The sequence below is a fragment of the Neisseria sp. HMSC078C12 genome, assembly GCF_001838065.1.
In the GTDB taxonomy this organism is placed as follows: domain Bacteria; phylum Pseudomonadota; class Gammaproteobacteria; order Burkholderiales; family Neisseriaceae; genus Neisseria.
Window position 1 is genome coordinate 291072 of sequence record NZ_KV835608.1, and the last position, 23762, is coordinate 314833.

Genomic DNA, 23762 nt, shown 5'->3' on the forward strand with positions numbered 1-23762 from the left:
TAAATATCGATATTGAAAATTTATTATATTTTGTATAGAAGCATTCCATCCTGGAAACCATTTCATCAACCTATAACAACTTCACAAAGGAAATAACTATGTCCATCTCCAAATGCCCTGTTACCCACCTGACCATGAACAACGGCGCGCCTGTTGCCGACAATCAAAACAGCCTGACCGCCGGTCCACGCGGCCCTCTGCTGGCGCAGGATTTGTGGCTGAATGAAAAACTCGCCGACTTCGTGCGCGAAGTCATCCCCGAACGCCGTATGCACGCCAAAGGTTCAGGCGCGTTCGGTACGTTTACCGTGACACACGACATCACAAAATATACCCGCGCCAAAATCTTCAGCGAAGTCGGCAAGCAAACCGAGATGTTCGCCCGTTTCACCACTGTGGCCGGCGAGCGCGGCGCAGCCGATGCAGAACGCGACATCCGTGGCTTTGCATTGAAGTTCTATACCGAAGAAGGCAACTGGGATATGGTCGGCAACAACACGCCTGTGTTCTTCCTGCGTGACCCGCGCAAATTCCCCGACCTGAACAAGGCGGTCAAACGCGACCCGCGCACCAATATGCGCTCCGCTACGAACAACTGGGACTTCTGGACGCTGCTGCCCGAAGCCCTGCACCAAGTCACCATCGTCATGAGCGACCGCGGCATCCCCGCCAGCTACCGCCATATGCACGGCTTCGGTTCGCATACTTACAGCTTTTGGAATGAAGCGGGCGAACGTTTTTGGGTGAAATTCCATTTCCGCAGCCAGCAAGGCATTAAAAACCTGACCAACGAAGAAGCCGCAAAAATCATTGCCGACGACCGCGAAAGCCACCAGCGCGACCTGTACGAAGCCATCGAGCGCGGCGAGTTTCCGAAATGGACGATGTACATCCAAGTCATGCCTGAAGCCGATGCGGAAAAAGTGCCGTATCATCCGTTTGACTTGACCAAAGTTTGGCCGAAAAAAGACTATCCGCTGATTGAAGTGGGCGAATTTGAGTTAAACCGCAATCCCGAAAACTTCTTCGCCGATGTGGAACAATCCGCCTTTGCACCGAGCAACCTTGTGCCCGGCATCGGCGCCAGCCCCGACAAAATGCTGCAAGCCCGTTTGTTCAATTACGCCGACGCTCAACGTTACCGCTTGGGTGTGAACTTCCGCCAAATCCCCGTCAACCGCCCGCGTTGCCCCGTCCACAGCAACCAGCGCGACGGACAAGGCCGAGCCGATGGCAACTACGGCAGCCTGCCGCACTACGAACCCAACAGCTTCGGCCAATGGCAACAACAGCCCGACTTCGCCGAACCGCCTTTGAAAATTAATGGCGACGCGGCGCACTGGGACTACCGCCAAGACGATGACGACTACTTCAGCCAACCGCGTGCCTTGTTCAACCTGATGAACGACGCGCAGAAACAGGCTTTGTTCGGCAACACCGCCGCAGCCATGGGCGATGCCCCAGACTTCATCAAATACCGCCACATCCGCAACTGCTACCGTTGCGATCCGGCATACGGTGAAGGCGTAGCCAAAGCCCTTGGACTGACTGTCGAAGATGCCCAAGCGGCACGAGCTAACGACCCGGCTTTAGGTCAACCTGGTTTGCTGTAAGGAGGCATTATGTGGATAGAAATTGAAGAAATCTTGTCTCAAGCTGTCCGATACAGCCGTTCGAGCAAAAAGTAACGGTTTAGATCATTAATCAGGCCGTCTGAAACGCAAAATAAAGTTTCAGACGGCCTTCTTTGATGATGAAGTTTATTTGATTGCTTCTGTTTCAATGGAAATAGCTACCCTTATTTCTCCGTAAATCATGGCATTCGCCTCACCATCTCACGCTTTCCACTGGCAAATAAAAAAACCGCACGGCTGATTACCGTGCGGTTTTGCTTTTTGTCTGAAGGTTTCAGACGGCCTTACAGCATGCCGCCCATACCACCCATGCCGCCCATATCAGGCGTAGCAGGTTTTTCTTCAGGGATTTCAGCAATCATGCAGTCTGTGGTCAGCATCAGGCCGGCGATGGATGCGGCGTGTTGCAGCGCAGAACGGGTTACTTTGGCAGGATCGAGTACGCCCATTTCGATCATGTCGCCGTATTCGCCGGAGCCTGCGTTGTAACCGTAGTTGCCTTTGCCTTCCAACACTTTGTTCACCACCACACTAGGTTCGCCGCCTGCGTTGGCAACGATTTGGCGCAGCGGAGACTCGACGGCGCGCAAGACGATTTGTACGCCTGCGTCTTGGTCGGCATTGCCGGTGTGCAGGTTTTCCAAAGCAGCACGGGCACGCAACAGGGCTACGCCGCCGCCTGCAACCACGCCTTCTTCAACGGCTGCGCGGGTAGCGTGCAGCGCGTCTTCCACGCGGTCTTTTTTCTCTTTCATTTCGACTTCGGTAGCGGCACCGACTTTGATCACTGCCACGCCGCTGGCCAGTTTAGCCACACGCTCTTGCAGTTTTTCTTTGTCGTATTCGCTGGTTGAGGTTTCGATTTGTTGGCGGATTTCTGCAACACGCGCTTCGATTTGGGCTGCATTGCCGAAGCCGTCGATGATGGTGGTGTTTTCTTTACCGATTTCGATGCGTTTGGCTTGACCCAAATCGTCCAAAGTCGCTTTTTCCAGAGACAGGCCGACTTCTTCAGAAATCACCACGCCGCTGGTCAGGATAGCAATGTCTTGCAACATGGCTTTGCGACGGTCGCCGAAGCCAGGGGCTTTAACGGCAACGGTTTTCAGAATACCGCGGATGTTGTTCACCACCAAAGTCGCCAAGGCTTCGCCTTCTACGTCTTCAGCGATAATCAAGAGCGGACGGCTGGCTTTGGCTACTTGTTCCAAAACAGGCAACAGGTCGCGGATGTTGCTGATTTTTTTGTCGAACAACAATACAAACGGATTGTCCAGCGCGGCGATTTGTTTTTCAGCGTCGTTGATGAAGTAAGGAGACAGGTAGCCGCGGTCGAATTGCATACCTTCAACCACATCCAGCTCGTTTTCCAAAGATTTGCCGTCTTCAACGGTAATCACGCCTTCTTTACCGACTTTTTCCATCGCTTCGGCGATAATCGCGCCGACTTGTTCGTCAGAGTTGGCGGAAATAGAGCCGACTTGGGCGATTTCTTTAGAAGTATCGCAAGGTTTGGCGATGTTTTTCAGCTCGTCAACCAAAGCGGCAACGGCTTTGTCGATACCGCGTTTCAGGTCGGTCGGGTTCATGCCGGCGGTCACGTATTTCATGCCTTCGGCAACGATGGATTGCGCCAATACGGTTGCAGTAGTGGTACCGTCGCCGGCTACGTCGTTGGTTTTGGACGCAACTTCTTTCACCATTTGCGCGCCCATGTTTTCGAATTTGTCTTTCAATTCGATTTCTTTTGCAACAGACACACCGTCTTTAGTGATGTGCGGGCCGCCGAAAGCGCGGTCAAGTACCACGTTACGGCCTTTAGGGCCCAAAGTTACGCGTACGGCGTTTGCCAATACATTGACGCCGTTTACCATTTTTTGGCGAACTTCATTGCCGAATTGTACGTCTTTTGCTGCCATTTAAATTCTCCAAATCAATATTAAAAATCTGTTCGAGGCCGTCTGAAAACTTCATGTTTGATTCAGACGGCCTTTGGTTCTGAAACTTAATTCAACAATTATTCAACGATACCGAAGATGTCTTCTTCACGCATTACCAACAGCTCTTCGCCGTCGGCTTTTACAGTTTGGCCGCTGTATTTGCCGAAGATCACTTTGTCGCCGACTTTGACATCCAGCGGACGGCGCGCGCCGTCTTTACCGATTTTACCCGCACCCACGGCGATCACTTCGCCCATGTCGGGTTTTTCAGCGGCCGCACCCGGCAAAACGATGCCGGAGGCGGTTTTTTCTTCAGCTTCTAAGCGTTTGACGACTACGCGGTCGTGTAAAGGGCGGATGGTCATGTCTTAATGCTCCGATAAATAAATAGATTGAAAACAATTGTCTGTCGGACATGACAGACACGGTTTGCTTGGAAATAGCGGCACGCTTATGGAAAGCCTGCCGTAATGGCGGGTAGATTTGGGTTGTCTGCGACAAATTCAAGGGAAAAAGTAAAAATTTCTATGCAGTCTTTCCAAATATTTTCATACGCAAAAATGTTCGAGTACATATTTTTCAGACGGTCTGATATACCAACTGCAAAGTTCGTTTAAAAACAACCCACTTCCTTTACAAATTCAATACAACTCTTTACAACTGTTTCTTTTATATGCATTATTATAAATGATGATTATTCTTAATTGCATATTTTAAAGATAATTTCTCTTTATTTGCTTTTATTTTTTATTACTGTCATTTTATTAAGGACATTTCTCAATGAATACGCCCCTGTTTCGACTGAGCCTGCTGTCACTGACACTGGCAGCCGGTTTTGCACACGCAGAAAATGAAGCCAAAGACAATGTTGTGCTTGATACCGTTACCGTTAAAGGCGACCGCCAAGGTAGCAAAATCAAAACCAATATCGTCACTCTTCGTCAAAAAGACGAAAGCACGGCAACCGATTTGCGCGAATTATTAAAAGAAGAACCAGCCATCGACTTCGGCGGCGGCAACGGTTCATCTCAATTCCTGACGCTGCGCGGCATGGGTCAAAACTCGGTGGATATTAAGGTGGACAACGCCTCTTCCGACAGCCAAATGCTGTATCACCAAGGCCGTTTCATCATCGACCCTGCACTGGTTAAAATCGTCTCTGTACAAAAAGGCGCAGGTTCGGCATCTGCCGGTATCGGCGCAACCAACGGTGCGATTATTACCAAAACAGTCGATGCCCAAGACTTGCTCAAAGGTTTGGACAAAAACTGGGGTGTGCGCCTCAACAGCGGCTATGCCAGCAATGACGGCGTAAGCTACGGTGCAAGCGTATTCGGCAAAGCGGGCAACTTTGATGGCTTGTTCTCTTACAGCCGCAACGATGAAAAAGATTACGAACCCGGCAAAGGCTATACACACAGCAACGGCGGCAAAACCGTACCATTCAGCGCGCTGGACAAACGCAGCTATCTTGCCAAAATCGGCGCAAACTTCGGCGACCACCGCTTAGTGTTAAGCCACATGAATGATCAACACCGAGGCATCCGCACCGTCCGTGAAGAGTTTACCGCCACTGACAACCCGCGTCTGACTTTGGCACGTCAAGCCCCGACCTACCGCGAAACCAGCCTCTCCAACACCAATTTGGCATGGACGGCGAACAATTTGGGCTTTGTTGAAAAACTGGATGCCAACGCCTACCTCATGAAAAATGAACGCTATTCGGCTGATGACAGTAAAAACGGTTATGCAGGCAACCTGCCCGGCCCGAATACGACCGTTATCGAAACCAAAGGCGCGAATTTCAATCTAGACAGCCGCATTGGCGAAAAAACATTGATCAAATACGGCGTCAACTACCGTCATCAAGAAATCAAACCGCCGGTATTCTTCAGCGCAGCCTTGAGCAATCCGAAGAAAAGCGATGCCGGTATTTACGCTGAAGCCATCCACGACATCGGCGACTTTACCCTTACAGGCGGCTTGCGCTACGACCATTTCGATATCAAAACCCATGACGGAAAATCCGTTTCCGATGGCACCGTCAACCCGAGCTTCGGCGTGATTTGGCAACCGCATGAATACTGGAGTTTCAGTGCCAGCCACAACTACGCATCCCGCAGCCCGCGTCTTTACGATGCGATGCGCCAACATGGACGCGGAAACTCCATCACGTCGATTGCTGACGGTACCAAAGCCGAACGCGCCCGCAATACCGAAATCGGCTTCAACTATAACAACGGCAGCTTTGCCGCCAACGGTAGCTACTTCTGGCAAAAAATTAAAGATGCCGTCGCAGGTCCGCAGCAACGCCATGATGCTGCTGGCAACCCGATTGCAGGCGTACGCGAAATCGTCAATGCAGGCTACATCAAAAACCAAGGCTACGAACTGGGTGCATCCTACCGTACAGGCGGCCTGATGGCGAAAGTCGGCGTCAGCCACAGCAAACCGCGCATCTACGACACTCACCCTGAAAACTTGTTAAGTGCCAACCCTGAATTTGCCGTACAAACCGGCCGTACTTGGACAACATCCCTCTCCTACCGCTTCCAAAATCCGGATTTGGAAATCGGATGGCGCGGACGCTACCTGCAAAAAGCCTCCGGCTCTGTGTTGGTACGCGACAAGGGCGAAGTCAAACGTAAAGGCTATGGCGTGAACGATGTGTTCGCCAACTGGAAGCCCCTGGGCAAAGACACGCTCAATGTCAACTTTGCCGTCAACAACGTGTTTAACAAGTTCTACTATCCGCACAGCCAACGCGGTGAAACCTTACCCGGTATCGGCCGCGATGTCCGCTTGGGTGTGAACTACCGCTTCTAAGCAATCAGCTTGAAAAAGCCGTCTGAAAACAAAAGTTTTCAGACGGCATCTAGCTTTATAATCCGATACAAGTTATCATTTCTATTTACTTTATTTCCGACCACGGAGAAACCCTATGTTACGTTTGACCGCTTTAGCCGTATGCTGCACCCTCGCTTTGGGTGCGTGTTCACCGAAAGATTCTGCGTCCAACCAAGCCCAAACTGCTTCCGCTTCTGCCGCCCAAACCGAAGGTGCAAGCCTGACGGTGAAAACTGCGCGCGGCGATGCGAAAGTGCCGCAAAATCCAGAGCGTATTGCCGTTTACGATTTGGGCATGCTCGATACTTTAAACAAACTGGGCGTAAAAACCGGTTTGTCCGTCGACAAAAACCGCCTGCCCTACTTGGACGAATATTTCAAAACGACCAAACCTGCCGGCACGCTGTTTGAGCCTGACTACGAAGCCTTAAACGCTTACAAACCGCAGCTCATCATCATCGGCAGCCGTGCAGCCAAAGCATTTGACAAGTTGAACGAGATTGCGCCGACCATCGAAATGACCGCCGAAACCGCCAATCTGAAAGAAAGTTCCAAAGAGCGCATCGACGCGTTGGCGCAAATCTTCGGCAAACAGGCCGAAGCGGACAAGCTGAAAGCGGAAATCGACGCTTCGTTTGACGCGGCGAAAACTGCGGCACAAGGCAAAGGCAAGGGTTTGGTGGTATTGGTCAACGGCGGCAAAATGTCGGCTTTCGGCCCTTCTTCCCGTTTGGGCGGTTGGCTGCACAAAGACATCGGCGTTCCCGCTGTCGATGAATCGATTAAAGAAGGCAGCCACGGCCAGCCCATCAGCTTTGAATACTTGAAAGAGAAAAATCCTGATTGGTTGTTCGTCCTTGACCGCGGTGCGGCCATCGGCGAAGAAGGCCAGGCGGCAAAAGATGTGTTGAACAATCCGCTGGTCGCTGAAACGAACGCCTGGAAAAAAGGACAGGTGGTTTACCTTGTTCCTGAAACTTATTTGGCGGCCGGCGGCGCGCAAGAATTGCTGAACGCTTCCAAACAGGTTGCCGACGCATTCAACGCGGCGAAATAGTTATTTCGGGGGGCGGCAATGCCCACCCTTCCGTTTCACGGCATCCGGACGGCCTTTGCCCGAGCTGTATTTTGGTCATCAGGCCGTCTGAAACGGGCATTCTTGCCCGTTTGCTTCGTTATCTTTGAAAACGATACAACTATAAAATAATGCCTTTGTTTCTTTTACGACCTTATCGTTTATGTTTCACAAGCCCTTTTATTTGAACCTTATCAACGGCATCGCGCTTCTGATATTGTTTGCCGTCAGCCTGTCGGTCGGCGTGGCCCAATTCGACTGGTCCGCCCTGTTTTCGCTCTCCGACAGCCAACAGGTTATGTTCATCAGCCGCCTGCCGCGCACGTTTGCCATTGTGCTGACGGGTGCGTCGATGGCCGTGGCCGGCATGATTATGCAGATTTTGATGCGCAACCGTTTTGTCGAACCGTCGATGGTGGGCGCAAGCCAAAGTGCGGCTTTGGGTTTGCTGTTGATGTCCTTGCTGTTACCGGCCGCGCCGCTGCTGGCAAAAATGTCGGTTGCCGCCGTTGCTGCGCTGATCGGGATGTTGGTCTTTATGCTGCTGATCCGCCGCCTGCCGCCGACCGCGCAGCTGATGGTGCCTTTGGTCGGGATTATTTTCGGCGGTGTGATTGAGGCGGTGGCCACCTTTATCGCGTACCAAAACGAAATGCTGCAAATGCTGGGCGTGTGGCAACAGGGCGATTTTTCCGGCGTGTTGCTCGGGCGGTATGAGCTGTTGTGGGCAACGGGGGTTTTGGCTTTGTTTGCCTATTTGATTGCCGACCAGCTGACGATTTTGGGTTTGGGCGAAACGGTGAGCGTGAACTTGGGGCTGAACCGGACGGCGATTCTGTGGTCGGGGCTGATTATTGTGGCGCTGATTACGTCTTTGGTGGTCGTAACGGTCGGCAATATTCCGTTTATCGGCCTGGTCGTGCCGAACATCATCAGCCGCCTGATGGGCGACAAGCTGCGCCAAAGCCTGCCGGCGGTGGCCTTGCTGGGCGCGTCTTTGGTGTTGCTGTGCGACATTGTCGGACGCGTGATTGTGTTTCCGTTTGAAATCCCTGTATCGACTGTTTTCGGAGTCATGGGTACAGTGTTGTTTTTGTGGCTTTTATTAAGGAAACCTGCTCATGCCGTCTGAAAAAAATATCGATTTTATGGCAGGAAGCAGCCGTCCGTTGTGGGTGGCTTTTGCGCTGTTGCTGGTTTCCTGCGCCCTGTTTATGACGCTCAATGTCAAAGGCGATTGGGACTTTGTTTTAAACCTGCGCCTGACCAAACTTGCCGCGCTGCTGATGGTCGCCTATGCGGTCGGCGTGTCCACGCAACTTTTCCAAACGCTGACCAACAACCCGATTCTGACCCCTTCGATTTTGGGTTTCGATTCGCTGTATGTGTTTTTGCAGACCTTGCTGGTGTTTACGCTCGGCGGCGTGGGCTATTCTTCCCTGCCGTTGACGGGCAAATTCGGCTTTGAGCTGGCCATCATGATGGGCGGCTCGCTGCTGCTGTTTTACACGCTCATCAAACAAGGCGGACGCGATTTGTCGCGCATGATTTTAATCGGCGTGATTTTCGGGATTTTGTTCCGTAGCCTGTCGTCGCTGCTTTCGCGCATGATTGACCCCGAAGAATTTACCGCCGCGCAGGCGAATATGTTTGCCACCTTCAATACCGTCCACTCGGAATTGTTGGGCATCGGCGCAATCGTATTGCTCATCAGCGCCGCCGTAATCTGGCGCGAACGCCACCGCCTCGACGTTTACCTGCTCGGCCGCAATCAGGCCATTAATTTGGGCATCAACTACACGCGCAATACCTTATGGTTGCTGCTCTGGATCGCCGCGCTGGTTGCGACCGCGACCGCCGTTGTCGGCCCGGTAAGCTTTTTCGGCCTGCTGGTTGCCGCGCTGGCCAACCATTTTTCCCCGTCAGTGAAACATTCCGTCCGCCTGCCCATGACTTTTTGTGTCGGCGGCATCCTGCTGGTCGGTGGGCAAACCATCTTCGAACACTTCCTCGGCATGCAGGCCGTATTGAGCGTGGTCGTCGAATTTGCAGGCGGCTTGGTATTTTTATATTTGGTGTTGAAAAAGAAATAAATTAAACGTGCCCAAACAGCTTCAGGCCGTCTGAAACCCGTGTTAAAAAATATTTAACCATTGAAATGAAACTAAATTTCTAACATGTACTCATAGTAAACATCACTAAATTTACTAAAATTACAAAAAATGAGTACGACATTAAAATACCGTCCCGACTTGGACGGCATCCGGGCTTTGGCCGTCTTGGCCGTTATTATTTTCCACATCGACGCCGCTTGGCTGCCCGGCGGCTTTCTCGGCGTGGATATGTTTTTCGTTTTGTCCGGCTATCTGATTACCACCATTATCAGCCGCGAAATGCAGAACGGCAGTTTTTCGTTTTTAGAGTTTTACAAACGCCGCGCGAAACGCATTTTGCCCGTTTTCTCTTTTGTGCTTGTGTGCACAACCGCGGCGGCCGCCCTTTTCTTTTTGGCATTCGACCTGCGCCAATACGTCAAATCGGCAGTGTTTGCGTTGCTGTTTTCAGCCAACCTGTTTTTTGCACGGCGTGGCGGCTATTTTGATGCTGACGCAGCGGAAAAACCTTTGCAACACATTTGGTCTTTATCTCTGGAAGAACAGTTTTACTTTGTTTTTCCGGTTTTGCTGATTGCCTTTTTCCGATTCAGCAAAGGACGCAGCATCCGCCAATTCATCCTTTTGCTGATTGTATTGAGCCTGCTGTCCGTCTTTTTGCCCACCTTCGGCATGGACCCTTATTTCCTGCCTTATGTGCGAGCATACGAGCTGCTGATCGGCGCACTTTTCGCCTTTATTCCGCCCTCGCAAAACAACGACCGTTTCAGCACGCCTGTGGTCGGCTGGGCGATGATGGCGGTTATTGCCGCCATGCTACTGCTTCCTTACGGCGTGTTGCCCGGCGAAGGCAATATCGAACGGCTGCTGTGCTGTACGGCGGTTGGCGGCTTGATTTACTCGGGCAAAACCCTGCAGACGCAAAACGGCTTCAATACCGCCAAACTGTTGAGCCTCAAGCCCGTTGTATTTATCGGTTTGATTTCCTATTCGCTGTATTTGTGGCATTGGGTGGTCTTGGCCGTCATGCGTTATGTTTACATGGACAACGCTTTACCGATGTCCGCGATTGTATTGGCCGTGGTGCTGATGTCGGGCTTGTCCGTTTTGTCCTATTACTTCGTCGAAACACCGGCGCGACGGATAAAGAATTTCACCACCCCAAAATTCATCGGGGTAATCGCCGCCTATTTCGCCCTGCTGATTCCTGCCGCCGGCTACCTGCTGACTGCCAAACCGGCCGCATACGAGGCAAACCTATATACGGTTGACGAAAGTAAAATCTGCGCGGATACCTTGACCAAAACCGACTGCGCCGTCGGTGCGGAAAACCAAAGCAGCAAAGTCCTGCTGATGGGCGATTCCCACGCCGCCCACCTGACGCCCTTTATCGATATGGTGGGCAAACGGGAAGGCTTTGCCGCCGACGTTATCTCGTCCAACAGCTGCGGCGTTGCCTTCGGCTTTATGTTGCCGCAAAGCGACCGCCGTGCCGACCGTTGCAACCCTTACAACCGCTTTATCGCACAAAAGGTTGAAAACTATCCGGTGGTCTTTATCTCGCAACGTTGGTTCCTGCATACCGAAAAGCCCGGTTTTACGGAGCATTTCAGCAAAATGCTCGACACCCTGATTCAACAGGGCAAGCAGGTTTACGTCTTTGCCGACACGCCGATGAACGCGCAACTGCCCCTGCGCCATTATTACCTGAAACAGCGCCTCGGCCTCGACATGCAATACGTTTCCGAGCATAAAAAAGCCGAAATCGCCCGCTCCGCCGAAGCCGACAAAACCATAGAAAACATTGTCAAACAGCGGCCTGCCGTGCATTGGGTCAACATCATGGGGCCGATTCCGGCAGATAAAACCATAGACGGCCTGCCGATATATTTCGACACCAACCACCTCAACACCCACGGCGCGACAAAACTGGCCGAAAAATTTATACAGGACAAACAAATACTCTTAAAATAACATTCATGCCCAAGGCCGTCTGAATATTTCAGACGGCCCGGGCAAACCCGCAAAGGACAACCCTCATGACACAAGAACATTTCCCATCATTCTTCAACCAAGCCCCGACCATCACCGTCCAAGACGCATTGGCCGACTTCCTCGGTGCAGCCGAACACGGCATCCTCACTTACCACTACGCCGATGCCGTACGCCTGTGCGGCCACTCCTGCCCGACTGTCGCCGGTGCCTACCTGATGGTCATCAAAGGCCTGAAAGCCCTTTACGGCGAAGAGCTGCCGCAACGCGGCGACATCGAAGCCTTCATGCAGGGCGAGCGTGACGAAGGCACAACCGGTGTTACCGCTTCCGTCGTCCAACTCCTTACCGGCGCAGCACCCGAAACCGGCTTTGGCGGCGTAGGCCCTGCCGGACGCTTTGCCCGCCGCCATTTATTGTCCTTTGGTGCAGGCGAAATCAACGGCACACTCGCGCTCCGCCGCCGCGATACCGGCAAAACCGTTGCCGTCAGCCTCAACGCCGCGCTCCAACCCTTCGCGCCGCAAATGCGCGACATTATGCCCAAAGCCGTCAGCGGCAGCGCAAGTGCCGACGAACTCAAACAATTCGGCGAGCTTTGGCAAGAACGTGTCCGCGCCTTCCTGATCGATCAAGCCGACAATCCCGAATTTGTGACCGTCAGCGAAATCTAACCACTCCATACAGAAATAAAATTCAGACGGCCTCACGCTGAAAGGCCGTCTGAAACCCCAAGTTTTCCATACTCGAATCCGCCTATGATTACCATCCGCAACGTCAGCCACACCATCGGCAGCAACCCCATCCTCAACGACGTCAGCCTCGACATCCCCGAAGGCGGCATTACCGCACTAATCGGCCCGAACGGCGCAGGCAAGTCCACCCTCCTCTCCTTTATGGCGCGCCTACAGCCCTTGGTACACGGCGACATCAGCTACGCAGGCAAAGACATCAAAACCACGCCCACCGCCGAACTCGCCCGCACGCTCTCCATCCTCACCCAAGAAAACAGCATCATGAGCCGCATTACCGTGCGCGACCTGCTCATGTTCGGCCGCTATCCATACCACCAAGGCAGGCCGTCTGAAACGGATAAAACCATCGTCGAAGAAGCACTCGCCGAGTTCCACCTGCAAGGCTTCGCCGACCGCTACCTGACCGAGCTTTCCGGCGGACAACGCCAACGCGCCATGATTGCCATGGTGTTCTGCCAGCGTACCGACTACGTTTTGCTGGACGAGCCGCTGAACAATCTCGACATGTATCATGCCCGCTCCCTCATGCAAATCCTGCGCCGGCTGACCGACGAGTACAAGCGCACCACCGTCGTCGTCCTGCACGACATCAACCAGGCCGCCGCCTACGCCGACCACGTTGTCGCCATGAAAAACGGCCAAGTCGCCATGCAGGGTGCGCCCAACGACATTTTCACCGCCGAAAACATCAAATCCCTATTCGATATGGACGTCAACGTCCTCGATTACGAAGGCAAAAAACTGGTTATCCACCACGTTTAAATCCAATAAAAAAGGCCGTCTGAAACCCGATTACTCAGGTTTCAGACGGCCTTTGCCTATTCAAAAAATTTATTTTTTTTCGTACAAACCGCGCACCACGCGACCAATCGCAGCAATGCCTTTTTCCAGCGTTTCCGCATCCTGCGCAATGCTCATGCGAATGCACTCGCTCGCGTGCGGATAATCTTGCGTATCGATGCCGACAAAGAAATGCTCGCCCGGAATAATCAGCGTGCCTTCAGCCTTGAGCATTTCGTACAAGGTTTGCGACGAAACCGGCAGGTTTTCAAACCAAAGCCACAAGAAAATCGCACCTTCAGGCTTGTGGATTTTCAACGGATACGCACCCAATTCACGCTTGAGCAGGGAAACCGCCGTTTGCGCCTGCCGACGGTAAAACGGCTGAATCACTTGGTCGGCCAACTGTTTCAGACGGCCGTCGTTTAACAGCGGCGCCGCAATCGCCGCGCCGAAACGGGTGGGCGACAGGTTCACAATCGCATTCAAACTGCTGACGGCTTTGACCACTTCCGGCGCGGCGACAATAATGCCGGTACGCACGCCGGGCAGGCCGATTTTAGAAAGGCTGAAGCAGAGGATGATGTTTTCGTGCCAGTTGAGCGTCACATCGCTGTAAATAATATTCGGGAACGGCATTCCGTAAGCGTTGTCGATAATCAGCGGAATCCCGTGTTCCTGCGCCAAAGCGTCCAAACGCGCCATTTCGTCATCGGTCAGCACATTGCCGGTCGGGTTGGTCGGGCGCGAACAGCAAATCGCGCCGATTTTGCCCTCTTTCAATTCAGGCAGGCTCTCCAGCGCGTCAAAGTCCACGCGGTATTTGAAAAAGCCCGCTTCGCCTTCGTGTTCGACATTTTCGATTTTCGGCTTCACCGAAATAAAATGCTGCCCTTCGATATGCACATCGGCATAACCGATATATTCAGGCGCAAGCGGCAACAAAATGGCTTTTTCAGCCGTTTGGCCGTCTGAAAGATTGAATTTGCCGCCGAACAGGTTGAACAAATAGAAAAACGCGTTTTGCGAACCATTGGTCAGCGCGATATTGTCCGCCGTCAGATTCCAGCCGTATTCACGGTTGAGAAACTCCGTCAAAGCCGCAATCAGCGCCGCATCGCCCTGCGGATTGGAATAATTGCCGATATTCTCAACCGCATGTTCCGCCGCCAGTTTGGAAAACACATCGGCGAACACCGCATTGACTTCCACAATCTTCGCCGGATTGCCGCCGCCAAGCATATTGACGGGCTTGTCGCTTTTGAGCGCGTCGCCCAAATCATCCATCAATTGCAAAATGCCGCTGTGTTGCGTGAATTTTTCGCCGAATGCTGAAAACTGCATGGAAACTCCGTTGCTGGGTGTGTAAAAACAATAAACCGCTATTATAAGAACAAAGGCCGTCTGAAAACCAGTTATCCTGATTGTTCAGACGGCCTTTAGTATTCAATCTTTCCTTTAACGGCCAAAATTGTCTCGGCGTTCGCGCCAGTCTTGGCGGATGGAGCCGCTTTTGCCGACCGGCGTGTCTTGTTCGACTTCCCAAATAAAATTCGTTCCTCCACCTATCGGATGCGAGCCGCGCAAACCGATGTGGCTGCCTTGGTCGGCAACGGCGGTGCTGCTGCGTGTTTGGCCGCTGAAACGGGTTTGCGAAGTTTCGATGCCGCTTTTGATGCTGCCGTAAAGCTGTACGTCGGCATGTGCGGCGAGTGCGGCGGTGGAAAGTGCGGCAGTGAGGAGAAGTTTCAAGTTCATGGTTTATCCTTTTTTTGGAGAGGAATTGTGAGGCGATTGTATCGGCCTTGTGCGTAAACAAGTTACAATTCTTGCAAAATCTGACAGGAGTTTTGATGATGCGCTCTTTACGCGCCGCCGCGGTGCAAATGGTGTCGTCCACCGACCCCGAAACCAATATTGCCACGATGAAACGCCTTGTCCGCGATGCGGCCGAACAAGGGGCGGATTGGGTGTTGCTGCCCGAATATTGGCCGCTGATGGGCAAAAACGATACGGACAAGCTGGCATTTGCCGAGCCTTTGGACGATGAACGCGTTGGCGAAACCTGCGACACCCGTTTTCAGACGGCCTTAAGCGAAACGGCAAGGGAATGCGGCGTAGTGTTGTTTGGCGGTACGGTTCCGCTGCAAAGCCCAAACGCGGGCAAAGTGATGAACACGATGCTGGTGTATGACCGCAACGGCAACCGAATCGGTCTTTACCACAAAATGCACCTTTTCGGCTTTTCCGGTTTGGGCGAACGCTACGCCGAAGCCGATACGATACTGGCGGGCAGCGATGTGCCGAAGTTAAGCGTGGACGATGTTCCGCTGGCGGCCGGGGTCTGCTACGATTTGCGCTTTCCTGAGTTTTTCCGCGCCCAGCAGCCGTTTGATGTTTTGCTGTTGCCGGCCGCGTTTACCTATACGACCGGCAAAGCGCATTGGGAATTGCTGCTGCGCGCCCGTGCAGTGGAAAACCAATGCTACGTCATCGCGTCGGCACAAGGCGGACTGCATGAAAGCGGCCGCCGCACATTCGGCCACAGTATGATTATCGACCCTTGGGGCGATGTGTTGGCGACGTTGCCCGAAGGCGAAGGCGTGATTTGTGCCGATTTGGATACCGCGCGCCTGCAAAGCGTACGCACGCGCCTGCCTGCCCTGAAACACCGACTACTTTAAACACACACTATGCCTCACTCCCAACCCACACGCATTCTCGGCATCGACCCTGGCAGCCGCGTGACCGGATTCGGCATTATTGATGTCCACGGCCGCGAGCATCATTATGTTGCTTCCGGCTGTATCAAAACGCCGACCGGCGCGTCGCTTTCCGAACGCATCGCCGTGATTGTCCGCCATATCGACGAAATCATCCGCTACTATCAGCCGCATCAAGCGGCCATCGAGCAAGTCTTCGTCAACGTCAATCCGGCCGCGACGTTAATGCTCGGTCAGGCGCGCGGTGCCGCGATCGCCGCTTTGGTCATGCACGACTTGCCCGTATTTGAATACACCGCGCTTCAGGTCAAGCAGGCTGTGGTCGGCAAGGGCAAGGCCGCCAAAGAACAGGTACAGCATATGGTGGTCCAAATGCTTGCACTTTCAGGCACGCCGCAAGCCGATGCCGCCGACGGACTCGCCGTCGCCCTCACCCACGCCCTGCGCAATCACGGATTGGCTTCGCAACTCAATCCAGACGGCCTGCAGGTCAAACGCGGCCGTTTCCAATGGTAAGCCGACATTCAGGCCGTCTGAAATCGTGTTCCAGCCCGTTTTCAGACGGCCTTTCGGTTATAATACCCCTTTGCCCACATACAGCGAGCCTGCATGAAAGCCGCCTTCCTTTTTCTCTACCTCATCCGCCTGCTGCCTTTTTGCGTGTTGCACAAGATTGCCGACACGATCGGCATTCTCGCCTATTACGCAGTCAAACCGCGCCGCAAAGTCGGCGAGGTCAACCTCAAAAAATGCTTTCCCGAGCTAAATGACAGCCAGCGCACCGCCCTGCTCAAACGCCATTTCCAACACATGGCCAAGCTGATGCTCGAATACGGCCTCTACTGGTACGCACCTGCGGACAAACTGCGCTCGTTGGTGCGCTATCAAGACAAACACCATCTTGACGAAGCCCTCGCCGCCGGCGAAAAAGTCATCATCCTCTATCCGCACTTTACCGCATTTGAAATGGCGGTTTACACGCTCAATCAGGATGTGCCGCTGACGAGTATGTATTCGCACCAAAAAAACAAAGCCCTGGACGAGCAAATCCTGAAAGGCCGCCACCGCTACAACAATGTTTTCCTGATCGGCCGCACAGAAGGCCTGCGCGCCATCATCAAACACCTGCGCAAAAGCGATGCGCCCTTTCTTTATCTGCCCGACCAAGACTTCGGCCGCAACGATTCCATTTTCGTCAATTTCTTCGGCATTCAGACGGCCACGATTACCGGCCTCAGCCGTATCGCCGGCATGACCAAAGCCAAAATCATTCCCGCCATTCCCACGCGCGAAGCCGACAATACCGTAACCCTGCGCTTCTATCCGGCTTGGGACAATTTCCCGACCGAAAATGTCGAAGCCGACACCCAGCGCATGAACGACTTCATCGAAGAGCGGGTACGCGAGCATCCCGAACAATATTTCTGGCTGCACAAACGCTTCAAAACCCGTCCCGAAGGCGAAAGCAGCTTTTACTGACTACATAAAATTACAATTTAAGCATGAAAAAGCGGCAAAACCTTTCTTTTGCCGCTTTTTCATTTTAATTGTATCAAACCCAATCTCGGCTTCAATTTCAAACAATCAAATCAAATTCCACTTTAAATGCTTTAAAAACAACTTTTTTCAAGGCAATTGAAACTTTCAAACAACCTTATATTTTTTCTCAAATAAAAAATGCTCTATTCAATACCCTTTTCATTTATATGTTAAATTTAATTTCATTTAAAAACAAAATGTTATAAAATAACCTTTAAAATAAAACAAATTTTAATCATTCGAAATATGAAATTAAATTAAATTTAAGGCAATAAATACAAAATAAACATCTAATTTTAAATTAATTATGAAATTTAATTGCAAAATTATGACAATAACTGCAATTTACCCCGAACCAAACCTTCAGAAAAAAATACTTGGCAAACTGTAAAAATTCGCGTAAATTTCACTACATCAAATTACAAGACATTCAGACGGCCTCAGCCGGTTTTAAATGTTTTTGTAAGCAGTTTTCTGATATTGCAAGCAATTGCAGTATTTTTAGAGGATTTCGGCGCAATGCCCGAAATGAAAGTTTACCGGTGCAGAGTTGAGCTGCATCTGTAAAGCCGCAGGTGAAAGCCTGTATTGTTTGTGAAGCGTAAATCTCTGATTTGAGGTATTGGGGCAATCCTGTGGGGGATTGCCTCTTTTTTTATCTGCGCCGTCATGCCACAATGGCATCATTCCTTATCCAACCCGATCACGCCATGACTCCGATACTCGCCTTCGACATCGAAACCATTCCCGACGTAAACGGCATCCGCCTGCTTTACGATTTGCCTGCCGATTTGCCCGACAACGAAGTTGTCCTGTTTGCCCAACAGCAACGCCGCGCCAAGACCGGCAGCGACTTTATGCAACACCATCTGCACCAAGTCGTTGCCATCTCCTGCTGTATGCGCTGGGGTCAGGACAAAATCCGCGTCAGCACCATCGGCGATCCCGAAGACAGCGAAGAAGTCATGATTGCCAAGTTTTTCGAGGTCATCGAAAACTATACGCCGCAACTCGTCAGCTGGAACGGCGGCGGTTTCGACCTGCCCGTCCTCCACTACCGCGCCCTGATACACGGCATCAGCGCCGCTCGCTACTGGGACATGGGCGACGGCGACTTTGGCGACAGCCGCGACTTTAAGTGGAACAACTACATCAGCCGCTACCACACCCGCCATTGCGACCTGATGGATTTGCTCGCCCTCTACCAACCGCGCGCCAGCGTGCCTTTGGACGATATGGCCAAACTCTGCGGCTTTCCCGGCAAACTGGGCATGGACGGCAGCAAGGTTTGGGACGCTTATCATGCAGGCCGTCTGAAAGACATCCGCGACTATTGCGAAACCGATGCCGCCAATACCTACCTGATGTACATGCGCTTTCGCATGATGAGCGGCGCGCTCGATGCCGACGAATACGAAGTCGAAATCAAACGCATCAAACATTATCTGGCCGCACAAGCCGAAGAAAAACAACACTGGGCGGAGTTCGTCGCTGCTTGGCGTTAAACCAGGCCGTCTGAACAGCTAAACAGAAAACCAAAAGGGCGTGATCGACACGCCCTTTTTTAATTCCGACAAACCATGCCCGCTAAGCAGGCAAACATCCCAGCGTAACCCTGTCCAATCCTGCCAAATCCTGTTCGGTTGCCACTTCGGCAAAACCGTTCTCAAGCATAATGTTCCGCACCGCTTCGCCTTGGTCATAGCCGTGTTCAAACAGCAGCCAGCCGTTAGACTTCAGGTATTTGGGGGCTTCTTGGGTAATGTGGCGGATATGGCTGAGGCCGTCTGAAAAGTCGGTCAGCGCGTTTTGCGGTTCAAACCTCAAATCGCCCTGCGACAAATGTTCATCGCCATCCTCGATATACGGCGGATTGGAAACAATCACATCGTATCGGCCTTCAGACGGCCTGTCGGTATCAAACCACGAACCCCGCGCAAACTCGACTTTTGCGCCCAATTCTGCTGCATTTTGACGGGCAGTATCCAAAGCACCAGTGCTGATGTCGGATGCGCGAACATCGGCATCAACGCGTTCAAGCGCGACGGTCACGGCAATGGCGCCGCTGCCCGTTCCCAAATCCCACACGCGGCCTTGCGGCGGCAAGCGTTTGAGCACGGCTTCCACCAAATGCTCGGTTTCAGGGCGTGGAATCAACACATGGGGATTGACGGCAAAGCATCGTCCGTAAAACTCGCGTTCGCCCAACAGATAGGCCATCGGCTCGCCTTTCAGACGGCGTTGCGCCAAAGCCTCCAAGGTTTGCAGGGCGGAGTCTGCCAAATCGTCCGTACCGCGCGTTACCAGCTGAGCGCGCGTGTAACCCAGCGCATATTGCAACAACATCCGCGCTTCGTTTTTGGGCAGTGCCGATTGGCGCAACCATTCATCAAGCGTCATTTTTCGTCCCATCTGCCAGCGTTGCGGCTTTTCTTTCCTTATTCTTTCCGGCAAACGTGCCGATGGTGGCAACCGCAAATGCGGCATACCACAAATAAAATCCTGCACCGTAACGCACGATATCCGCCGTATTTCCTGCTTCATCGACGTGTACGGCTTTCACACTGAAAGCCACCAGCGCCAAGCCCCAAAGCGCCGCATGGACAGGCACGACCTTCTTCCGCAACGCCAGCAACACAATGGCAGCCAACCAAACATAATTCGCATAGGCCGCACAATACCTGATATCCAAAGAAGCAAATATCGACCCCAAAATCAAAACGGTTACACCCTTCATGCTTTCATGATTGCCCAAATAAAATGCAACATTAGACAAAGACGCTATCCACAGTGCAACCGACACCAGCAACATCACTATGGGAAAACTTGATTTCCGATTCTCTTCCTGCATGGTTTTATCCTAATGTAAAAGGCCGTCTGAAACCTTTCAGACGGCCTGCCGTTTAAATTTCGCTACCACCGACGGTCAGTCCGGCATCAATCCTCAGGGTCGGTTGTCCGACGCCGACAGGAACGCTCTGCCCTTCTTTGCCGCAGACGCCGATGCCGCTGTCGAGCGCAGAGTCGTTGCCTATCATGGAAACGTGTTTCAGCACTTCGGGGCCGTTGCCGATGATGGTTGCACCTTTGACAGGATATTGCAGCTTGCCGCCTTCCACCCACCACGCTTCGGATGCGCTGAACACAAACTTGCCGCTGGTAATGTCCACTTGTCCGCCGCCGAAGTTGACCGCGTAAATGCCCTTGTCGATGGACGCGATGATTTCTTCCGGCTCATAGCCGCCGTTTTCCATAAAGGTATTGGTCATGCGCGGCATAGGCGCGGAAGCGTAACTTTCGCGGCGGCCGTTGCCGGTCGATTGCGTACCCATCAGGCGGGCGTTGGTTTCGTCCTGCATATAGCCGACCAAAATACCGTCTTCAATCAATACCGTGCGGCGGGTTTCGTTGCCTTCGTCATCGATATTGAGCGAACCGCGTCTGTCGGCAATATCGCCTTGATCCACAACGGTCACGCCTTTGGCGGCCACGCGCTCACCGATACGGCCGGAGAAAACGCTGGTTTCTTTGCGGTTGAAATCGCCCTCCAAACCATGTCCGACCGCTTCGTGCAGCAACACGCCCGGCCAGCCATTGCCCAAAACGACGGTCATCTCGCCGGCAGGCGCAGGACGGGATTCGAGATTGGTCAGGGCTTGTTTGACGGCGGAATCGACAAACCGATGCACCAAGTTTTCATCGAAATACGCCAAATCATAACGCCCGCCGCCGCCCGCGCTGCCCTGCTCGCGACGCTCGCCCTGCTTGGCAATGACGGTAACGTTCATGCGCACCATCGGGCGGATGTCGGCAGCGTGTTTACCGTCCAAACGGGCGATGTACACCATGTCGTATTCGCAGGTCAAACCGGCCATCACTTGCACGATACGCGGATCGGCAGCTTTGGCCAGCGTTTCGACTTTGTTCAACAGCGCAACTTTGGCGGCAGAATCGAGGCTGGCAATAGGGTCAATCGCCATGTGGACAGGCTTACCGTAGGCAGGTGTCGGTACTTTGACGCTGGTCTCGCCGCCGGCCGCACCAATCACGCGAACGGCTTTGGCAGAGCGGTTGATCGAATCGATACACAGGCTGTCGGCGTAGGCAAAAGCAGTCTTATCGCCCGAAACGGCACGCACGCCCACACCCTGATCGATTTGGAAGCTGCCCGATTTGACGATGCCTTCTTCCAAATGCCAGCTTTCATAGGCAGTACGCTGACAATAGATGTCGGCATAATCGACATGGTTGGCGCCGATAATGCTCAGGCTTTGGGCGAGCAAATCGGGGGAAAGGTGGTTGGCTTCGAGCAAATCTCGCTGTACAGCGGCATAGGTTTGTTGCATAATTTTTCAGACGGCCCGACAAGCAGGCAAAGTTAATTTGGCCTTGATTATACGGTATTTTATATGGCTTTGGATATGTTGATTGCTTGGGTTTATGAGTGATTGAAACAAATCAAAAGGCCGTCTGAAACATAGGAATATAGGGTTGAAACGTTTGCCTTGCCCTATTTCAACGTCAGCCGCGTAAAGAAGATAACAAATCATCGTATGATTGATGCAACGGCAGACTGATAAAGATTTAAATCATAAATAAATTGGACTTAAAATGAAAAAATTACTTGTTGTATTGCTAGGACTGGCAAGTCTTAATGTTTATGCTGCTGACCCCGCAACTAGAGGAGCATTGCAAAACAATCCGGCGCTGTGTCAGTATGGCTATAATCCCAACTGTACGTCGTCTCGTCAGTATCAACGAAATCAACCTACGGAAATTGTTAATATCGAGGTTCCTTCAAAATATTTGGCACTAGCCGTGAATCCAAAAACTGGTCTGTCAGGGGGGGCTCTCGATATGGATTCTCGGGCTGCAGCAGAGAAAGAGGCCATCAAAACTTGTGAACGTGGAGGAAGCAATGCTCCATGTAAAGTAATTGCATGGGCAAGAAATGGTTGTGTTGCCAGTGCAAGAGGAACTGAAGGCAAGAGAACAAGACAATTCTTAGCTACAGCAGAACCAGGGCTTACCGAAACAAAAGCTTTAAGAAAATGCCAGAATGCTGGTGTTCATGGATGTGAGATTTTTATCCCTGAAACCTGCTCTCTGCCTAAATTCTAATAGCCAAAAGGCCGTCTGTTGTTCAGACGGCCTTTTCAATCACGGCAAAGCCAATACCGAAATTTAATTTCCATACAAAACAATCTATTATAGAAAAATCCCTTATTTTTTCAATTTTGCTATTGATAATAGTTATTATTAGCGTATAATCAAACCCACTCGGAAGACGTCCTAATCCGAGCCATTAAACGACAGATTTTATCCCCCTCTTTCCCATTATCTCTTGATACTCGGAGTGCGCATATACGAAACATACCTGTTCCCCTTTATATCAGATACTCAAAACCGAAAAACATGAAACCCACTGCCGATACAGTGGGTTTCGTGTTTTACGGCGTTCGGTTTATCAGACTTCACCGACTGCTGATCAGGCCGTCTGAAACCGAACAGGCCTGATTATCGGCAGGTTTTCATGTTCAACTTGCCATAACGGCCGACAATGTTTCTGATGTCTTGGGCATCGCGCTCGTCAACTGCCATAAAGACCACGGTCATGCGCGCTACGCTCAAACCGGTATCGGGTGCACTTCTGTCTTCCTGTTCGACAATGCGCGCGCCGCCGAAACCTGCGCTGGACAAGCGTGAAATCAAAACTTGGGCGGAAGAACGGCTGCGTGTTACGTCAATGCTGATTTCGCCGTTGTGAATGCTGCCGCTAAAGCCGCGGCTGCCCAAGGCATCCAGCTGGGCGGAAGTGTCGCCGTCGGCAGGCAAGACCACGCGGAAGGTTTTGGAAGAAGTTTCGCCACCGGATGCGCCGTTGCGTTTTTCGATACTGCGGCTGGCCGCATGGGGCCATTTGCCCAACAGGCCTTTGATGCGGTGGTAATCGTCTTCGTCCATTACCACGGTGGCGCTGCTGGTACACAAGCGTTCCACGCCGGCCGCGTCCATCTCTTCTTCGGCGGCGCGGCGTTCTTGCGCTTCTTTCTCGCGGCGCATTTTTTCTTTTTTCTCTTTCAACTGCTGCGCTTCTTGTTTTTTACGCAAGGCTTCTGCTTTTTCGGATTCGGGTTCGGCCATCATCAGGCCGTCTGATTCATCCGCCACCCAATCGGGCTGCGATGCCTGCTGCGGCTCGGCTTTGGGCGCGTCCAAAGAAGACGGGCGCAATAATTCGTGCGTGCCGCCTTCCAAGGCCGATTCGGGTTTGGCGGTTTTATGCTGTGTCCGATAGGCAACCATGCTGCCAAAAACAATGATGTTGAGTGCGACCAAGACCGCAAACAGCCATTTCATGAT

At 52.3% G+C, this 23762-nt stretch carries 21 protein-coding genes; 13 read left to right on the forward strand and 8 right to left on the reverse strand.

Going from position 1 to position 23762, the window contains the following annotated elements; genetic code table 11:
- The first annotated feature begins 98 nt into the window (after positions 1–98).
- Positions 99–1613 carry a catalase KatA gene (katA, locus tag HMPREF2596_RS06450; protein WP_070850344.1) on the forward strand — a complete coding sequence of 505 codons (1515 nt, stop codon included), beginning with the start codon at positions 99–101 and terminating at the stop codon, positions 1611–1613.
- Between the two features lie 305 nt (positions 1614–1918).
- Here the strand turns inward: katA and groL are convergent, their stop codons facing one another.
- Both groL and groES read right to left on the reverse strand, forming a co-directional pair.
- On the reverse strand, positions 1919–3553 hold the full coding sequence (groL, locus tag HMPREF2596_RS06455; RefSeq protein ID WP_070850346.1) for a chaperonin GroEL: 1635 nt from the start codon (positions 3551–3553) through the stop codon (positions 1919–1921).
- A gap of 98 nt (positions 3554–3651) precedes the next feature.
- The gene (groES, locus tag HMPREF2596_RS06460) at positions 3652–3939 is read right to left on the reverse strand and encodes a co-chaperone GroES (protein ID WP_003744509.1); all 288 of its coding nucleotides are present in this window, start codon (positions 3937–3939) and stop codon (positions 3652–3654) included.
- A 415-nt stretch (positions 3940–4354) separates the two neighbouring features.
- Here groES and HMPREF2596_RS06465 point away from each other — a divergent pair, with 415 nt between their 5' ends.
- The 7 genes from HMPREF2596_RS06465 (at position 4355) to HMPREF2596_RS06495 (ending at position 13119) form a co-directional block, all read left to right on the forward strand.
- On the forward strand, positions 4355–6400 hold the full coding sequence (locus tag HMPREF2596_RS06465; protein ID WP_070850348.1) for a TonB-dependent receptor domain-containing protein: 2046 nt from the start codon (positions 4355–4357) through the stop codon (positions 6398–6400).
- Positions 6401–6515: 115 nt separating this feature from the next.
- On the forward strand, positions 6516–7478 hold the full coding sequence (locus HMPREF2596_RS06470) for a siderophore ABC transporter substrate-binding protein (RefSeq protein ID WP_070850350.1): 963 nt from the start codon (positions 6516–6518) through the stop codon (positions 7476–7478).
- A 181-nt stretch (positions 7479–7659) separates the two neighbouring features.
- On the forward strand, positions 7660–8628 hold the full coding sequence (locus HMPREF2596_RS06475) for an ABC transporter permease (protein ID WP_036492655.1): 969 nt from the start codon (positions 7660–7662) through the stop codon (positions 8626–8628).
- On the forward strand, positions 8618–9589 hold the full coding sequence (locus HMPREF2596_RS06480; RefSeq protein ID WP_070850352.1) for an iron chelate uptake ABC transporter family permease subunit: 972 nt from the start codon (positions 8618–8620) through the stop codon (positions 9587–9589). Before HMPREF2596_RS06475 ends, HMPREF2596_RS06480 begins: the two co-directional genes overlap by 11 nt.
- A gap of 129 nt (positions 9590–9718) precedes the next feature.
- Positions 9719–11584 (forward strand): acyltransferase family protein, encoded by a 1866-nt coding sequence (locus tag HMPREF2596_RS06485; RefSeq protein WP_070850354.1) that lies wholly within the window; start codon positions 9719–9721, stop codon positions 11582–11584.
- Positions 11585–11649: 65 nt separating this feature from the next.
- Positions 11650–12276, forward strand: a complete 627-nt coding sequence (locus HMPREF2596_RS06490) for an FmdE family protein (protein WP_070850356.1) — start codon at positions 11650–11652, stop codon at positions 12274–12276.
- Positions 12277–12360: 84 nt separating this feature from the next.
- Entirely contained in the window at positions 12361–13119 is a 759-nt protein-coding gene (locus HMPREF2596_RS06495; protein ID WP_003749115.1) for an iron ABC transporter ATP-binding protein, read from the forward strand.
- Positions 13120–13188: 69 nt separating this feature from the next.
- Here HMPREF2596_RS06495 and HMPREF2596_RS06500 read toward each other — a convergent pair whose 3' ends face one another.
- Together HMPREF2596_RS06500 and HMPREF2596_RS06505 are read right to left on the reverse strand one after the other, a co-directional pair.
- The gene (locus tag HMPREF2596_RS06500) at positions 13189–14481 is read right to left on the reverse strand and encodes a valine--pyruvate transaminase (RefSeq protein WP_070850359.1); all 1293 of its coding nucleotides are present in this window, start codon (positions 14479–14481) and stop codon (positions 13189–13191) included.
- A gap of 114 nt (positions 14482–14595) precedes the next feature.
- Positions 14596–14895 (reverse strand): porin, encoded by a 300-nt coding sequence (locus tag HMPREF2596_RS06505; protein WP_070850361.1) that lies wholly within the window; start codon positions 14893–14895, stop codon positions 14596–14598.
- A 95-nt stretch (positions 14896–14990) separates the two neighbouring features.
- Here HMPREF2596_RS06505 and HMPREF2596_RS06510 point away from each other — a divergent pair, with 95 nt between their 5' ends.
- From HMPREF2596_RS06510 to HMPREF2596_RS06525, 4 genes are all read left to right on the forward strand, one after another.
- A complete protein-coding gene (locus HMPREF2596_RS06510; RefSeq protein ID WP_070850363.1) occupies positions 14991–15821 on the forward strand; it encodes a carbon-nitrogen hydrolase family protein in 831 nt (276 codons plus the stop codon).
- A gap of 9 nt (positions 15822–15830) precedes the next feature.
- A complete protein-coding gene (gene ruvC / locus HMPREF2596_RS06515) occupies positions 15831–16376 on the forward strand; it encodes a crossover junction endodeoxyribonuclease RuvC (RefSeq protein ID WP_070850365.1) in 546 nt (181 codons plus the stop codon).
- Between the two features lie 78 nt (positions 16377–16454).
- The gene (locus tag HMPREF2596_RS06520) at positions 16455–17339 is read left to right on the forward strand and encodes a lipid A biosynthesis lauroyl acyltransferase (protein WP_083324995.1); all 885 of its coding nucleotides are present in this window, start codon (positions 16455–16457) and stop codon (positions 17337–17339) included.
- Positions 17340–18109: 770 nt separating this feature from the next.
- Positions 18110–18904 carry a 3'-5' exonuclease gene (locus HMPREF2596_RS06525; RefSeq protein WP_003749126.1) on the forward strand — a complete coding sequence of 265 codons (795 nt, stop codon included), beginning with the start codon at positions 18110–18112 and terminating at the stop codon, positions 18902–18904.
- Between the two features lie 82 nt (positions 18905–18986).
- Here HMPREF2596_RS06525 and prmC read toward each other — a convergent pair whose 3' ends face one another.
- The 3 genes from prmC to tldD are packed head-to-tail and all read right to left on the reverse strand — an operon-like array spanning position 18987 to position 21745.
- On the reverse strand, positions 18987–19799 hold the full coding sequence (prmC, locus tag HMPREF2596_RS06530) for a peptide chain release factor N(5)-glutamine methyltransferase (protein ID WP_070850368.1): 813 nt from the start codon (positions 19797–19799) through the stop codon (positions 18987–18989).
- Positions 19789–20250 (reverse strand): hypothetical protein, encoded by a 462-nt coding sequence (locus tag HMPREF2596_RS06535; protein ID WP_070850370.1) that lies wholly within the window; start codon positions 20248–20250, stop codon positions 19789–19791. The genes prmC and HMPREF2596_RS06535 overlap by 11 nt, the downstream gene beginning before the upstream one ends.
- A gap of 52 nt (positions 20251–20302) precedes the next feature.
- Positions 20303–21745, reverse strand: coding sequence for a metalloprotease TldD (tldD, locus tag HMPREF2596_RS06540; RefSeq protein WP_070850372.1), 1443 nt, complete (start codon positions 21743–21745; stop codon positions 20303–20305).
- Between the two features lie 265 nt (positions 21746–22010).
- Here tldD and HMPREF2596_RS06545 point away from each other — a divergent pair, with 265 nt between their 5' ends.
- A complete protein-coding gene (locus HMPREF2596_RS06545; protein ID WP_070850374.1) occupies positions 22011–22520 on the forward strand; it encodes a DUF4189 domain-containing protein in 510 nt (169 codons plus the stop codon).
- Between the two features lie 396 nt (positions 22521–22916).
- On the opposite strand, the gene HMPREF2596_RS06550 is transcribed toward HMPREF2596_RS06545, so the two are convergent.
- Positions 22917–23759: a cell division protein gene (locus tag HMPREF2596_RS06550; protein ID WP_070850376.1), complete on the reverse strand. Its 843-nt coding sequence runs from the start codon at positions 23757–23759 to the stop codon at positions 22917–22919.
- Between the last annotated feature and the right edge of the window lie 3 nt (positions 23760–23762).